This is a genomic window from Nocardia sp. CC201C (assembly GCF_030010695.1).
GTDB lineage: Bacteria > Actinomycetota > Actinomycetes > Mycobacteriales > Mycobacteriaceae > Nocardia > Nocardia otitidiscaviarum.
The window spans coordinates 19558-33391 of record NZ_JASCXP010000007.1 but is presented as its reverse complement, the minus strand read 5'-3'; the positions used below and the strand labels follow the sequence as shown (position 1 = coordinate 33391).

At 66.6% G+C, this 13834-nt stretch carries 16 protein-coding genes and 1 tRNA gene; 12 read left to right on the top strand and 5 right to left on the bottom strand.

The features are described 5' to 3' along the window. The first annotated feature begins 219 nt into the window (after positions 1–219). Together QK444_RS01775 and QK444_RS01770 are read left to right on the top strand one after the other, a co-directional pair. Positions 220–1317: a TerD family protein gene (locus tag QK444_RS01775; protein ID WP_282776390.1), complete on the top strand. Its 1098-nt coding sequence runs from the start codon at positions 220–222 to the stop codon at positions 1315–1317. Between the two features lie 117 nt (positions 1318–1434). Next, positions 1435–1656 (top strand): hypothetical protein, encoded by a 222-nt coding sequence (locus tag QK444_RS01770; RefSeq protein ID WP_282776389.1) that lies wholly within the window; start codon positions 1435–1437, stop codon positions 1654–1656. 39 nt (positions 1657–1695) lie between these two features. On the opposite strand, the gene QK444_RS01765 is transcribed toward QK444_RS01770, so the two are convergent. Beyond that, the gene (locus tag QK444_RS01765) at positions 1696–2094 is read right to left on the bottom strand and encodes a MerR family transcriptional regulator (protein ID WP_282776387.1); all 399 of its coding nucleotides are present in this window, start codon (positions 2092–2094) and stop codon (positions 1696–1698) included. A 603-nt stretch (positions 2095–2697) separates the two neighbouring features. Here QK444_RS01765 and QK444_RS01760 point away from each other — a divergent pair. The 6 genes from QK444_RS01760 to QK444_RS01735 all read left to right on the top strand — a co-directional run bounded on the left by QK444_RS01760 (position 2698) and on the right by QK444_RS01735 (position 8212). Continuing rightward, the gene (locus tag QK444_RS01760; protein WP_282776385.1) at positions 2698–3273 is read left to right on the top strand and encodes a TerD family protein; all 576 of its coding nucleotides are present in this window, start codon (positions 2698–2700) and stop codon (positions 3271–3273) included. A 24-nt stretch (positions 3274–3297) separates the two neighbouring features. Next, a complete protein-coding gene (locus tag QK444_RS01755; protein WP_282776383.1) occupies positions 3298–3966 on the top strand; it encodes a tellurium resistance protein in 669 nt (222 codons plus the stop codon). Positions 3967–4219: 253 nt separating this feature from the next. Then, complete coding sequence (locus QK444_RS01750; RefSeq protein WP_282776381.1) at positions 4220–5584, top strand: hemolysin family protein; 1365 nt, start codon at positions 4220–4222, stop codon at positions 5582–5584. Then, a complete protein-coding gene (locus QK444_RS01745; RefSeq protein ID WP_282776379.1) occupies positions 5577–6599 on the top strand; it encodes a hemolysin family protein in 1023 nt (340 codons plus the stop codon). The genes QK444_RS01750 and QK444_RS01745 overlap by 8 nt, the downstream gene beginning before the upstream one ends. A gap of 398 nt (positions 6600–6997) precedes the next feature. After that, entirely contained in the window at positions 6998–7573 is a 576-nt protein-coding gene (locus QK444_RS01740) for a TerD family protein (protein WP_282776377.1), read from the top strand. A 57-nt stretch (positions 7574–7630) separates the two neighbouring features. Further along, the gene (locus QK444_RS01735) at positions 7631–8212 is read left to right on the top strand and encodes a TerD family protein (protein WP_282776375.1); all 582 of its coding nucleotides are present in this window, start codon (positions 7631–7633) and stop codon (positions 8210–8212) included. 31 nt (positions 8213–8243) lie between these two features. On the opposite strand, the gene QK444_RS01730 is transcribed toward QK444_RS01735, so the two are convergent. Continuing rightward, positions 8244–9092 carry an EI24 domain-containing protein gene (locus QK444_RS01730; protein ID WP_282776373.1) on the bottom strand — a complete coding sequence of 283 codons (849 nt, stop codon included), beginning with the start codon at positions 9090–9092 and terminating at the stop codon, positions 8244–8246. A 225-nt stretch (positions 9093–9317) separates the two neighbouring features. On the opposite strand from QK444_RS01730, the gene QK444_RS01725 reads away from it, so the two are divergent. From QK444_RS01725 to QK444_RS01715, 3 genes are all read left to right on the top strand, one after another. After that, positions 9318–9578 (top strand): hypothetical protein, encoded by a 261-nt coding sequence (locus tag QK444_RS01725; protein WP_282776371.1) that lies wholly within the window; start codon positions 9318–9320, stop codon positions 9576–9578. 66 nt (positions 9579–9644) lie between these two features. Beyond that, a complete protein-coding gene (locus QK444_RS01720) occupies positions 9645–10262 on the top strand; it encodes a DUF2975 domain-containing protein (RefSeq protein WP_282776369.1) in 618 nt (205 codons plus the stop codon). Further along, complete coding sequence (locus QK444_RS01715; protein ID WP_282776368.1) at positions 10262–10489, top strand: helix-turn-helix transcriptional regulator; 228 nt, start codon at positions 10262–10264, stop codon at positions 10487–10489. Before QK444_RS01720 ends, QK444_RS01715 begins: the two co-directional genes overlap by 1 nt. 279 nt (positions 10490–10768) lie before the next feature. On the opposite strand, the gene QK444_RS01710 is transcribed toward QK444_RS01715, so the two are convergent. Together QK444_RS01710 and QK444_RS01705 are read right to left on the bottom strand one after the other, a co-directional pair. Then, a tRNA-Lys gene (locus QK444_RS01710) sits at positions 10769–10844 on the bottom strand. Positions 10845–10919: 75 nt separating this feature from the next. Continuing rightward, positions 10920–11249, bottom strand: coding sequence for a hypothetical protein (locus QK444_RS01705; protein ID WP_282776366.1), 330 nt, complete (start codon positions 11247–11249; stop codon positions 10920–10922). Positions 11250–11406: 157 nt separating this feature from the next. Here QK444_RS01705 and QK444_RS01700 point away from each other — a divergent pair, with 157 nt between their 5' ends. Then, on the top strand, positions 11407–12576 hold the full coding sequence (locus tag QK444_RS01700; protein WP_282776364.1) for a CHAP domain-containing protein: 1170 nt from the start codon (positions 11407–11409) through the stop codon (positions 12574–12576). Positions 12577–12581: 5 nt separating this feature from the next. On the opposite strand, the gene QK444_RS01695 is transcribed toward QK444_RS01700, so the two are convergent. Beyond that, a complete protein-coding gene (locus QK444_RS01695) occupies positions 12582–12959 on the bottom strand; it encodes a hypothetical protein (RefSeq protein ID WP_282776362.1) in 378 nt (125 codons plus the stop codon). Positions 12960–13834 lie beyond the last annotated feature (875 nt).

Genomic DNA, 13834 nt, shown 5'->3' with positions numbered 1-13834 from the left:
CACCCGCACCCGTCAGGGTTGTGTGGACATGGTAGCCAGGACCGATCTTGATACCCGCGCACCAGGTTTCGCAGGCCACCGATTCGGGCAACGGTGCACGGTTGCCGCGGCGAGACCGCATTCGGCGACGTAACCGGGACGTCGCAGCGGTGTCGCGCACCGGGAACGATCTGTGTTCGGTGTTGCCCGCGTGGTTGATCGTCACCGTAGAGTGGCGGCGTGGCCGCACTGCTGACCCAAGGACAAACCGGCGGACTCGGCATTGCCGATCTCACCGTGACGGTGCACCACAGCGCCCGAGTGGATGTGGCCGCGTTGTTGCTCACCGCGAGCGGTGCGGTGCGGACCGACGAAGATCTGGTGTTCTACAACCACGCCGCAGGGTCGGGCGTGCGGCTGGTTCCCGGGCAGAGCTCGATGACGATCAGTCTGCCGGGGGTTCCCGCCGGTATCGATCGCATTCGGGTGGTCGTGACCCTCGACGACCGCAACGGTCGCTTCGGCGACCATCCGCCCCCGCATGTCACCGTCGCCGACGATCGCGGTAATCCGCTCTACGAGTACGTGATCGACGGTCTCGGCGGCGAGCACAGCGTCGCCGCGGTCGATCTGGTTCGCGGTGACGACGGATGGTTCGCGCGTGCGGTGGGTCGTGGTCATCGGGGTGGTTTCGCGGCTTTGCTCACCGATCACGGTGTGGCCGTGCACAATTCACCGCAGCGACCGGTGCGGGCACAGGAAGCGGCGATCGCTCCCGTTCTGCGTCCGGGGCAAGCCGTGCCGCTGCGCAAGCAGGGTGCGGATCTGTCGTTCGTGAAGATGGCGCTGGGCTGGGATCCGATCACCGTGCGCGGCCGGTGGGGGATGCGCCCGGTCGAGATCGACCTCGACGCGGCGGCATTGGTGTTCTCCGGTCACGCTCTTGTCGATGCCGCCTATTTCGGGCGGCTGGTCACCCGTGATGGGGCGGTTCGGCATTCCGGTGACAATCTCACCGGGGAGGGTAAGGGCGATGACGAGGTCATCGCCGTCGACCTGACCCGGCTGGCATCGCAGGTGACCGCCATCGTCTTCACCATCACCTCCTACGCCGGGCACACCTTCGACAGCGTCCGCAATGCGTTCTGGCGGTTGATCGACGGCACCACCGGCGCCGAGCTGACTCGCGCGGACCTGTCCGCGGGCGGTCCGCACACCGGCATGGTCGTCGCGAAGCTGCATCGCGAGGACGACGTGTGGAAGATCCAGGCACTGGGTCACCCCATTCATGCCGGGCATCCGGTGGAGGCGGCACAGCAGATCACGCGATACCTGTGACGACCGTCCTTGTCGCCCGCGGTGCTCGGGCATGCCGCGGGTTCGTCGGTGGACTGAGGCGCAGCCGGAGACTTCTTGCTCTACTGTGAGTGCCGTTCACACTGTGAAGGGAGCCTGGTGTCCAGTCGGATTCGGTTCGAGGGCTTGTGGTACGACGTCCCGGGCGATCGCATCGACACCGTTGTGCGGGCGATCGCGGCGGCCCGGCATGGTCAGCCGCAGGTCGTGAGTCTGCCTCGGCCGGACGGTTATGTGCATCTGCTGGTGACAGCGCAGTCGTCGATCATTCTGGAAACCGACACGATGATCGAGTTCCCGAACGGTTTCGCGCAAGACTGAGCGCCTGGCTCTTGCCGTGCATCGCTCTTCACTGTGCGGCTAGAGGATGGGGATGTCGGGCGGGATTTGCAGGGCGAGAGTGATCAGTGAGTGCACGCGGGCGGCGATGATATTGAGCAGCCCGTGGACTTCGCTGGGTGCGGCCTCGGCGGCGGTCTGCAGAATCTTGAGGTCGTCGTCGATCCGTGCCAGGAGTTCGCCGACGTTGGCGGGCTGGGATTTGAGCGCCGTGGCGATCTCGTCCAGGGGGATGCCTTGTGCCTCGAGGCGTCGGATGAGGTGGATGCGGTCGACGTCGGCGGGATCGTAGAGACGGTAGTTGCCCGCGCTGCGTTGCGCGGGAACGAGCAGACCCAAACCGGTGTAGTAGTCGATGGTGCGGGCGCTGACCTCGGCGCGCGCGGCGAGGTCGCCGATCTTGACCAGAACCTCCGTCATCAGCACCCTCCTTCCGCAATGGATCTCAACCATACAGTGGCCCGTGCTACCGTGAGGAATTCCGAGCCGCGCTCAGCGTGCACCGCCCGGGGGCGCAATGGCGCTTCGCTGAGAGGATCGGAACTCGTGTGTGTAGCAAGCTCTTTCGTGGGGCACGCGCGTCTCGGCGGGTGACGACACCCTTATCAGGCTAGACCGAACCGTACAGTGCTGCGTGCTACTGTGAGGCATGCCTGATGATGGTGGCGATAGACAGGGCAGCGGCGCAGCCGGAGCGGCCGATCGGTTTCAGGGCCGATGCGCAGAGTCGGCCTGCCTCGGAGGCCAGCGGTCGCTATCTGCTGTCGATCATCGTCACACCGCGCGTATCCGTCACCGACGTGGCGAGCGATTCGCCGACTGACACTGTGAGCATCGACCACGTGCCGCGATCGCGCTGTGGGTATTCCAGCTTGCCGGAATGGGTTGAGCCCATGGGGGATGCACCACTGCCCCCGCATTCGCGGGTGCACATTCTTTTCGTTCCGGATCGATACCCGCAAGAATCTGGTGGACCGTGCGAGGTCTGCCGCCAACCCCGATGAATAGAGGAGTGAACGAGTAATGGGTGTGAGTCTGGCCAAGGGCGGCAATGTGTCGTTGTCGAAGCAGGCGCCGAATCTGACCGCGGTGTCGGTGGGCTTGGGCTGGGATGTGCGGTCGACGACCGGGACCGATTTCGATCTGGATGCCAGCGCGATCGCGACCGGTGAGAACCACAAGGTGGTGTCGGATCAGCATTTCGTGTTCTACAACAACCTGCGTTCCCCCGAGGGCACGATCGAGCACACCGGCGACAACCTGACCGGCGAGGGTGAGGGTGACGACGAGGTGATCAACGTCGATCTGGCCAATACGCCGCCGACCATCACCAGCATCTTCTTCCCGGTGTCGATCCACGACGCGACGGCGCGGCAACAGTCGTTCGGGCAGGTCCGCAATGCGTTCATCCGCGTCGTGGACCGTGCCAACGGCGCGGAGCTGGCCCGCTACGACCTGACCGAGGACGCCTCGACCGAGACCGCGATGGTGTTCGGCGAGCTGTATCGCAATGGCGCGGAATGGAAGTTCCGTGCCATCGGGCAGGGCTACGCCTCGGGGTTGGCGGGCATCGCCCGCGACTACGGCGTCAACATCTGACGACGAATCGACCAAAGGGACCACGTGGCAATCGATTACACCAAGAAGCCCGACACCGCGACCGGGTCGTCGGCGGTGAGCCTGAGCAAGGTCACGCTCACCAAGACCGAGCGCAGCGTCAGCCTCACCAAAGCCGGTGAGCGCCAGGGCGTGATGCGGGTGAATCTGAACTGGACCAGTGCGGCGCCGCGCAAGACCGGATTCCTGGCGAAGCTGACCGGACTCGGCGGCGGTGTCGATCTGGACCTGGGCTGCCTCTACGAACTCGCCGACGGCACCAAGGGCGTGATCCAAGCGCTGGGCAACAGCTTCGGCGCGTTGCACACCCCGCCCTTCGTGGCACTGGACGCCGACGACCGCACCGGCGCCGCCGCGGGTGGTGAGAACCTGAACATCAATCTCGAACGGCCGGAGGTGTTCCGACGGATTCTGGTCTTCGCGATGATCTACCAGGGCGCGCCGAACTGGGCCGCGGTCGACGGGGTGGTCACCATGTTCCCGACCGCGGGCCCACAGGTCGAGGTCCGGTTGGATTCCGCGGTGGAGGGCGCGCGGATCTGCGCGATCGCGTTGCTGACCAGTAGCGGTCAGGGAGTGACCGTGCAACGCGAGGTCGACTACATCCGCGGCAATCAGGCCGATCTCGACCGTGCCTACGGTTGGGGATTGAAGTGGGCGCCGGGCAGCAAATGATCCGAACCCCGGGCCGGTAGCGAATAGCACTGCGCCGCAGACGGACCCGGAAAGCGAGCCCCGGCCTCGAACGCGGCCGGGGCCGTCGCGGCCCCGAATCCGTCCCGGCGTCGGCGCCGTACCTTGATCTATTCCCGGTCCCACATCCGTTTTCTCGAATGAGAGAGGCCATGAAACGCGCGAAGCGCAAATATCGAAAACCCAGCCCGCCCCCTGCGGACCCTCCTCCGCAACCTAGCGCCGAGGTGAGCTCGTGCTGACCGCGTTGAGCATCCTCCTCGGCATTCTGGTTGTCCTGCTCATCACCGCGTTGACCGGGTATTTCGTCGCCCAGGAATTCGCGTTCATGGCCGTGGACCGATCCCGCCTCAAGGCCCGCGCCGAAGCCGGCGACACCGCCGCCGGTCGCGCCCTGTCCGTCACGCGCCGCACCTCGTTCATGCTCTCGGGCGCTCAGCTCGGCATCACCGTCACCGGACTGCTGGTGGGTTATGTCGCCGAACCACTGATCGGGCGAGGACTCGGCGAACTGTTCGGCGGGGTGGGCGTGCCGACCGCGGTCGGCGTCGCGGTAGGCACCGTGGCTGCCATCGCGTTCTCCACCATCGTGCAGATGGTCTTCGGTGAACTGTTCCCGAAGAATCTCGCCATCGCCCGCCCCGAGCCCGTGGCCCGATGGCTGGCGATGTCGACCACGGTGTATCTGAAGGTGTTCGGCTGGCTGATCTGGCTGTTCGACCAGTCCTCCAATCTGTTGCTGCGCGCGTTGCGCATCGAGCCGGTGCACGATGTCGAACACTCGGCCACCCCCCGCGACCTCGAGCACATCGTCGCCGCCTCGCGGGACGCCGGGGAACTGCCGCGCGAGCTGTCCACGCTGCTCGACCGCATCCTCGACTTCCCGACCGGGACTGCCGAGCACGCGATGATTCCCCGCTCGCGGGTGGACACCGTGCACGTGGACGAGCCGGTCTCCGCGGTCCTGGCGCGCATGGGGTCCGGTCATACCCGCTACCCGGTCGTCGGCGCCACCAACGACGACCTGCGCGGTGTCATTCATCTGCACGACCTACTCGACGGCCCGCCCACCGGGACCGCCGGTGCCAGGCTGCGGCCCGCGGTCATGGTGCCCGAATCCCTGCCGCTGCCCGAGGTCGTCGCCCAACTCGGTGCGGCCAAGGACGAGATGGCCTTGGTGGTGGACGAATACGGCGGGTTCGCCGGCATCGTCACCGTCGAAGACATCGCCGAGGAACTCGTCGGCGAGATCGCCGACGAGCACGACGCCGTCACCGAATCCGACATCGTCGCCGAGGGTGAGGGCTGGCTCGTCGCGGGTGATCTGCACCTGGACGAGATCGAGCGTCTGCTGGATCTGCACCTGCCCGCAGGAGACTACGAAACCCTCGCCGGATTGGTCATCGCGACCTTCGGCGGCCTGCCCGAGGCCGGTGACCGCGTTGAGATCGCCTTGCCGCCCAACGGCGCCGACTACGCCGCCGAGCACCGGCCGGTCGCGCGCACGCTGGTCGTGCAGGTGCGCGGAGTGGACAAGCGGGTGCCCTCCTCGGTGTTCATGTCCGTTCGAGTCGAGCAGGAGACCGGCGCGGATGAGTAATCCCTGGACGATCGCCACGATCACGTTCGCGTTGATCGCGGCCAGTGCGTTCTTCGTCGCCGTGGAGTTCGCGCTCATCGCCGCGCGGCGGCATCGGCTCGAAGACGCCGCGCCCACCAGTCGCGCCGCCCGTGCGGCGCTGCGCAGCTCCTCGGAGCTGTCGGTGCTGCTGGCCGGTTCCCAGCTCGGCATCACCGTGTGCACCCTGGCCCTGGGTGCGATCACCAAACCCGCTGTGCACCACTGGCTGACGCCGCTGTTCGAGAACTTCGGTGCCCCGCTGTGGTTCGCCGATGTCGCCGGGTTCGTGCTGGCGCTGGTCATCGTGACCTTCCTGCACCTGGTGGTCGGGGAAATGGCACCCAAGTCCTGGGCGATCGCACACCCGGAGAAGTCGGCGACCATGCTGGCCATCCCGATGCGAGCGTTCATGGGGCTGACCCGGCCGCTGCTGACCGCGTTGAACCGCATGGCCAACTGGTGCCTGCGCAAGGTGGGCGTCACCCCGGTCGACGAGGTCGAAGCCGGGCAGGACCCCGCCGCGCTGCGCCACCTCGTCGAGCACTCCGCCACCGTCGGCACCCTCGACGAGCGCTACCACGGCAACCTCACCAGCGCACTGGAACTGGAAAGCCTCACCATCGCCGACATCGTGCGGCCCAACCCCACACCCAGCGCCGTCACCCCCGACGCCGACCTGGACACGATCAAAACGACATCCCGCACCACCGGTCACCTCCGGCTGCTGGTCCGCGACCCGAGTGCGATCCACGGCGTCGTCCATGTGCGAGACAGCCTCACCGCCGCCCCGCGAACCAGCGCGAGAGATCTGATGCGGCCGGTGCTGACCATGACCACCACCGTGCCGGTGTACGAAGCCCTGCGCACGATGCGTGAAGCCCGCAATCATCTGGCCGTGGTCACCACCCCCGACACCGGCCAACTGGTCGGGCTGATCACCATCACCGACGTGCTGCAACGACTGCTTCCCACCGTTGCGGCCAACACGCGGTAACACCCGGTTCCTGATCGCTGAGGCACACAGCCTCAGCGATCAGGAACCGTACTCGAAGATCGGTGGCAGCCGCACGCGATCCGCGACTCGACAGCGCGGCAATCCATACAGCGCTACGTGCTAGTGTCAAGTCATGCCTGGCGCGGACGACATGGACAGTCCCAGTACGACTTTGGGTCGATCCGCGTCGAATGCCATTGCAGCGAACGTACGTTCGCGGTGCGGCGATCGGCAGTCCGACCGGGGCCAAGGGGGCGGTACCAGGCTGGGCGGCGTGCGATCGCAGGGCGTTTCCGTGGCCCGCTTCGACTGGGCCCGGTGGTGTTGTCCCGGTGTGAGCCGGGTGTTTTCGGTGGGCCGGAACTCGGCCGCCGTGATGATCGATAGGAGAAATCGGAATGGGTGTCAGTCTGACCAAGGGCGGCAATGTGTCGCTGACCAAGCAGGCCCCGAACCTGACTGCGGTGGCCGTCGGCCTGGGCTGGGACCTGCGCACCACCACGGGCACCGACTTCGACCTCGACGCCAGCGCCATCGCTCTCGGTGCGGACAAGAAGGTCGTCTCGGACGGGCACTTCGTGTTCTTCAACAACCTGAAGTCCCCCGAGGGCGCCATCGAGCACGCCGGCGACAATCGCACCGGTGAGGGCGAGGGCGACGACGAGGTCATCAATGTCGACCTGGCCAACACCCCGCCCACCATCGACACCATCGTGTTCCCGGTCTCGATCTACGACGCCGATTCGCGCGGACAGAGTTTCGGACAGGTCCGCAACGCTTACATCCGCGTGGTCGACCGCGCCAACGGGACCGAGCTGGCCCGCTACGACCTGTCCGAGGACGCCTCCACCGAGACCGCCATGGTGTTCGGTGAGCTGTACCGCAACGGCGCGGAGTGGAAGTTCCGGGCCACCGGTCAGGGGTACGCGTCCGGGCTGACCGGGATCGCCCGCGACTTCGGGGTCACCATCTGACTCGCGCCGAATTCCCGGTGCCGCAACGTGATACGAACGCTAGATAGGTTGTGAGCTGTGATTACGCTCAGGAAAGAACACGGTGCCGCCGATCTCGCCGGCATCGCGAAGTTGAGTGTCGGGGTCAGCTGGGATCCCTCCGCGGGAGCCAGCGGCGGGCTGCTCGGCATCGCGCGTCGTAAGAAGGGCGTCGACCTCGACCTGATCGCGATACTCATGCAGGGCAGTGACCCGGTGCGGTTCGCGGGGCTGGATTCGCTCGACCCGCTCGGCAACGGCTCCGTGGCCCACACCGGCGACGAGCAGACCGGCGCGGCCGCCGGCGACGACGAAACCGTGCACGTCACCTTCGCCAACGTGCCGACCGCCATCACGGCGATCGTGTTCGTGGCCGCCGCGTTCAAGAAGGGCAGCTCCTTCGAGAAGGCCAACAACATCTCGTTCAAGGTTTACGACGCCAGCGGCGGCAGCAGCCAGCAGGTCGCCGACATCTGGCCCTCGCTACTGGGCGCCGACAACGCCAACGCGATCTGCCGCGCGTTCCGCAACGGCCCGGACTGGCAGCTGGAGGTGCTGGATCGCAAGGGCAAGATCAAGCAGGGGGATATGCAGGCGCTGCTGCACTTCGCCATGCAGTAGCGGCCCGGCCTTCGGTCGCGATCGTCGCGGACTACACCGAAAAGTCCTGCCGCTGCGGTGATGTCGTGTCGTGTCGATGCTGATCGGGTGCGCGGTCAGCATTGGCGGGGTCGGCCTCGTTCGGTGTGTCGTGTTCGTCCTCGCCCAGCAGATCGCGAGCCAGTAGCGTGGCACCGGCCGCCGCGCCCGGCATCAGGAAGACCGCGACGACCGGCACGAGGAAAGCGGCGGCCAGCGGAGCCCCGAAACCCCACACCAGCATCTTGCGAGACCGCAACAGGACCAGCCGTTCTCGCAACTCGATCGAGCGACGCTGCAACGCGACCGCGGTCAGCTCCTCGGTCAGGAAGAACCCGGTGACCAGAATCGCGACCACCGGAATCACGGTCTGCCCCACGACCGGCAGGAAACCGAGCACGAACAGCCCCACGCCCCACAACCCGGCCCGCACCAGGATCCGCAGGCTGTCGCGGGCCGATGTCCACAGCTCCCGCCACAGCGGCAGACCGGATTCGGGAGCGGTGCCGTCCGGCGACACCGAGCGGTCGACCCGTTCCGAGAGCGCCTCGTAGAACGGCTGCCCGATCACCAATGTCACCGCGGTGAAGCCGAGCACCGCCAGAAACAGGAACAGGGCGAACAGTAGCGCCGTGATGAACCCGCGAAACAGCCCCGCCCACGGATTAGGCCAGTCATCGGCGAACGTCGTGATCGCCGCGGCCAAATCGTAGCCCCACACCGCGAGCGCGACCAGCGCCACGGCGTACAGAGCCAATGTGAGAACCCCCGGTAGTAGCCCGAAACCGTAGTCCTGCCGATGCCGGGTCATCCACCGTTGTCCATTGAGCAGATAGCCCAAGCCCGCCCTGAAATCTCGCACGCCGCACACCATACCGCCGCAAACTCTGACGAGTGATCGGACGGCGCGGCTGAAATCCGTTGTTGCCGAGGCTGTTAACAGTCGATCAGGCGGCGTGGATGATCAACTCGGTGGACGTTCGACGTCCGCCAGCTGTTGGCAAGTAGGGGCGGGCGAACTCATCCGCCAGGCGGCATCGCCGTCGCGCAGGTCGCCGATCCACACCGCAGAGAGGAAATCAACGATATGACGCCCGACGAGGCACACATGTTGGCCGACATTCACCGCGAACTCACCCAACGGTATTCCTCCCGGTCGGCGCGCCGCCACACCGACGAGCCCATCGACACCCTCGCCGGTTTCGTCCTCAACGCCGACGCCCACGCCCATGAGCTGTCGCAGGACATCCCGGCCAAGCTGGACCAGCTCCAGCGCACCCTCGACGAACTGCCCGCGCGGATCGCGGCGGCCGTGCAATCCGCGCAGTCCATGCAGAAGACGCTCTGACGCAGCCGGTCCGAACCTTCGGGCTTGACGCGACCATATCGTTTATCGATACTATCGATAAACGATATGGGGTGCGTCGTGGACAAGGCGTGGTGGAGCCGGGGTGATCAGCGTGCGCTGGAACTGGCTTTCGGGCTGGCAGCGCTGGTCGTCGGCGTGTTCATGCTGCTGGTGCCGGTACTGGGCGCGGTCGGGGTGCTCGACCCCTTCGACGGTCGGGAGGTTCCGCTGAAGTTCGGAACCCAGTCGCCGGAGGGGCTCGGTGGTGACGGGATCGTCGTGCGCGGGCTCGAACGAGCGGAGATCGTCGTCGTCGACCCGAGCTTCGCGCAGCGGGTGTTGCTGGCGCTTCCAGGCGTGTTCGGCGGGGTTCTCCTGCTGATGATCCTGCTGTTGCTCCTGAAGGTGATTCGCACATTGCGTACCGGCGAGGTGTTCGCCACGCGCAACGTCACGCGGCTGCGCATCATCGCGGCGACGGTGTTGGCCATGGGCGTCCTCGAACCGGTCGTCGAGACCGGCACGACCGCACTGCTGTTGCGCGGCACCGCTGTCTCCGCCGCTGTTCCGGTGACGGTCACGATCCAATTCGGCTACCTACTGGGCGGCCTGCTCGTGGCCGCCATCGCGGAGGTCCTCCGCCGGGGAGCGATCCTGCGCGCGGACGCCGACGGGCTCGTCTGATGGCCGACCCCGAGCAGCAGGGGATCGAGATCCAGCTGGATAGGCTGCTGGCGCAACGAGGTATGACGCTGGCTGAACTCGCATCCCGAGTCGGCGTCACCGTAGTGAACCTGTCCGTTCTGAAGAACGACCGCGCCAAGGCTATTCGCTTCAGCACCCTCAGTGCGCTCTGCCGCGAACTCCATTGCCAGCCAGGAGATCTGCTCACCTACCGCCCGCCAGGCTGATCAGCTTAGCCGGACCACCCCGCAGTGGACCCTGTCGAGGGCAACTCAGTCCGATACGGACCGTAATCCGCGACATCGCAGCCAACCGGCGAGGGCAGGGCACCTCGCCGTTGACGGTAAGGTCCGATTCGGTGCAGCTGCTGTCGACTGCTTCCGTGTTCAAGTGGGCACTGGAGCACCCATTCTCGGCACGCAGACCGATCGGTGGTGGTCTAGTGGTGAAAAAAGCGTGTTCCAGTCGCACTGGAACACGCAGATGGTCTCTTTGAGACAGGAAAATGGTGCGCCATCAGGGACTCGAACCCCGAACCCGCTGATTAAGAGTCAGCTGCTCTGCCAATTGAGCTAATGGCGCGTGCACTCGTGAGTGGTGCGGCAGGAACCTTAGCAGGAACAGCCTGGAATGACCGAAACGTGCGGGTCAGTGTGGTCAGGCCGAGATGACGGCGATGAGGAAGCCGAGTATCCAGGAACCGGCGATGAGGGGGAAGGCGACCAGGGCCAGGGTCCAGGTGCGCAGCTTCCAGCGGATGGCGCGGGCTATCCACAGGGCCACCAGCATGAGGGAGGTGGCGATGCCGAACCAGGCGACGGCGTAGGCCAGGGGGAGGTATCGGGTGTCGCCCGATTCACGTGTCGCTATCTCGTACACCGGAACGGTTCTCGCCGCGAAGACCGCCGTGGCGCACGCGAGAGCGTAGATCACCACGGTGGCAAGGCGATCCGTCCAGCGCACCGGCGGCTGCCACCACTGCGCCATGACCCCAGCATGACCGATCGCGGAATTCCCAAGGACGGGAATGCCCGATACTCGGCGATAGACCGTCCGATGCCCATGGGTGAACGAGGTTAACGATGGTGTGCGCAAACCAGCCGATACCGAGTCGTGCCGGATCGAGTGCGGGCCCGGTGCTGCCATGACCAGTCGCGCGGACCTGGTCGGGTTCATCGATCTGTACGTTCCCAAGATCGCTGGCGGCTTCGTGAAATCGACCATCGAGGCCGCGGAGGAGTACTTCGAGACCGCGATCCTGCTCTTCGCCTCCGGAGAGGGGAAGCGGCAACCCGACCTGGTGAGCTGGATGGACGAGCGGCGGTTGTTCAGCGACAAGGGGTTGTCCGCGCCGCCGGGTGAGGCGGTGATGGCCGAGGACTACACCTCGCGGCAAAGCGAGGTGGACGAAGAGAAGCGGCAGATCGACGAGCAGGGCGACGCGGTCCGCGATTCCGCGTTCGCGACCTTCGACCTGTCGAATTCGACATATGTGTCGATCAAGGAGCGCATCGAACGTCTCGACACCGAACTCCGCGGCATCACCGAACGCACCGATGTACGCGATCTGGACTCCGACGGGAATACGGTGGAGTATCTGCCGCTGACCGCCGCGCAGAACATGCAGGCGCTCCGCCTGGTGCTCAACGCGGTGTCGGATGTCCATGGTGCGGTGGAGAACGCCTCGGCGACGAGCCGGAATCATGCCGGCGATATCGACCGCTCCCATCCCGCGCCGATGAGCTACTCGGCTCCTGTGGCGCCCGTGGCACCCGTGGCGCGCTACAACGGGACCACTCCCTGGACGCCCACCAATGCGAGCTATGTGGCGTCCGACGTCACCGATCCCGCGGCCCGTGCCCTCGCGGCGGCCCGGAGTCAACTCGGCGTCCGCGAATTCGGCAACAACTCCGTGAACGCCCCGTACAACATCAACGACGCGTGGTGCGCGTCGTACGCCGACTGGGTCTGGGATCAAGCGGGCCATCAGGTCGACTGGACCAACAAGAACTACGTACCCGCTATCTGGAACGACGCGCAGAGCATGGGGCTGGCGGCATCCCCCTACGACGCCGAGCCCGGCGATATGGTCATCTTCAACTGGGACGGTGGAGAACCCGACCATGTCGGAATCGTCGTCGCCCGGGTGGGCGACACCATCTACACCATCGAGGGCAATACCACCGGACCGGACGGGGTCGACGGTGTCTACGAGAAGCAACGCACGATCAGCTCCGGCCAGATCGTCGGCATCGTGAAGCAGCCGCCCACCACCGCAGCGCCACAGGAACGCCCCGGAGAACTGCTGGTCTGAGTGCGTCAGCCGACAGCGCCGCCGACCAGGAAATGCCCCACCGCACCGCATATCACGATCACCGGCAGCGCGATGGCGGGCCAGAGCCAGGCGCTGCGGCGGGTCACGGCCGATACGGCGGCGAGCACCAGGGCGCAACCGAGGGCGAGGGTGATGCCGCCACCGGCGATCACGAAACCCACCAGCGCCTGCGCGGGCGGACGAATCACGGTGCACTGCACCGAGAAATCGCGCTGTGCGGTGCAGCGGTTGCGGATCAGGTCGAATGCCTTGCCGAAGAGGTCGTAGGCCCAGAAGAGGGCGACCACCACCCCGACCGCGTACACGGCGGTCGCGAGCAGCAGATCCTGCTTCCGCAGTGGCTGGCGCGGCGTGGACTCCATTGCGGCACTGTCGCTTCGGGTCGCGGACATCCCGTCACCCGCGGGCTGCGCCGGTGACTCCACCGCCGGCTGCGCACCGCTCCGGGGATATCCCCGCTGTACGCCGGGCGCACCAGGAACGTCCGGATGCGGTGCGGCATCGCGGAATTCGCCGGATGGACCCTGCGGTCGCGATTCTCCGGGATGAACCCGGCGACCGGGACCGCCACCCGGAACCGGACCGATCGGAGCACCGGGAGGTCCGTACGGAATGGATCCAGGTCCGCCCGGAGTACCGATCGGACGGGCCGGTCCGCCCGGGACACCAGCGGGCCCACCCGGTGATCGCAGTGGCTCACCCGGTGATTGCGGTGGCCTGCCCGGGGTTCCGAATGTTGCGCCCGGACCGCCCGCGGGATACGGGGGGCGGGTGGCTCCACGCGGCGGCAGCGGGCGGCCGTCCGACTGCTGGGTCGGCGTCGGGTCGGGATTGAGTCCCCGGGCACCGGGTTCCCACGGCTCCGACAGCCGCCCAGGCTCCGGCACCACCTGCCCGCCCGGATAGCGTGAGCCCTGCTGCGGCCGCCCGGGATGTCGGGGCGCATCGGAGGCCGGGTGTGGTCGCGGCGTATCCGGACCGGGGTGGCGCGAGTCGTCTGGCGCGGGCATGGCGGGCTCCCCCCGGTTGTGGAACGAATACCTTCCGCATTGTCGTCGTGGCGCGGCCGCAACGCCACTCCGATTCCCGTGGCACCGACGGTTTCCGCGGCCTGGCGACGAGCAGACACGAAGGAGTTCCGCCCGGTCGGCGGCGAGCAGAACACGAGCGGCCCACCGTCCCGGCGAGCAGAGCTCAGGCGTGTCCGCTGACCGGCGGCGGGCGGAACGCGAGGTGA

Excerpts from the sequence above, each read along its gene's own strand:
- QK444_RS01765 (WP_282776387.1), bottom strand. The coding sequence starts at position 2,094 with ATGACGGAGGTTCTGGTCAAGATCGGCGACCTCGCCGCGCGCGCCGAG.
- QK444_RS01760 (WP_282776385.1), top strand. The coding sequence starts at position 2,698 with ATGGGTGTGAGTCTGGCCAAGGGCGGCAATGTGTCGTTGTCGAAGCAG.
- QK444_RS01745 (WP_282776379.1), top strand. The coding sequence starts at position 5,577 with ATGAGTAATCCCTGGACGATCGCCACGATCACGTTCGCGTTGATCGCG.
- QK444_RS01740 (WP_282776377.1), top strand. The coding sequence starts at position 6,998 with ATGGGTGTCAGTCTGACCAAGGGCGGCAATGTGTCGCTGACCAAGCAG.
- QK444_RS01725 (WP_282776371.1), top strand. The coding sequence starts at position 9,318 with ATGACGCCCGACGAGGCACACATGTTGGCCGACATTCACCGCGAACTC.
- QK444_RS01720 (WP_282776369.1), top strand. The coding sequence starts at position 9,645 with ATGGGGTGCGTCGTGGACAAGGCGTGGTGGAGCCGGGGTGATCAGCGT.
- QK444_RS01715 (WP_282776368.1), top strand. The coding sequence starts at position 10,262 with ATGGCCGACCCCGAGCAGCAGGGGATCGAGATCCAGCTGGATAGGCTG.
- QK444_RS01705 (WP_282776366.1), bottom strand. The coding sequence starts at position 11,249 with ATGGCGCAGTGGTGGCAGCCGCCGGTGCGCTGGACGGATCGCCTTGCC.
- QK444_RS01700 (WP_282776364.1), top strand. The coding sequence starts at position 11,407 with ATGACCAGTCGCGCGGACCTGGTCGGGTTCATCGATCTGTACGTTCCC.
- QK444_RS01695 (WP_282776362.1), bottom strand. The coding sequence starts at position 12,959 with ATGGAGTCCACGCCGCGCCAGCCACTGCGGAAGCAGGATCTGCTGCTC.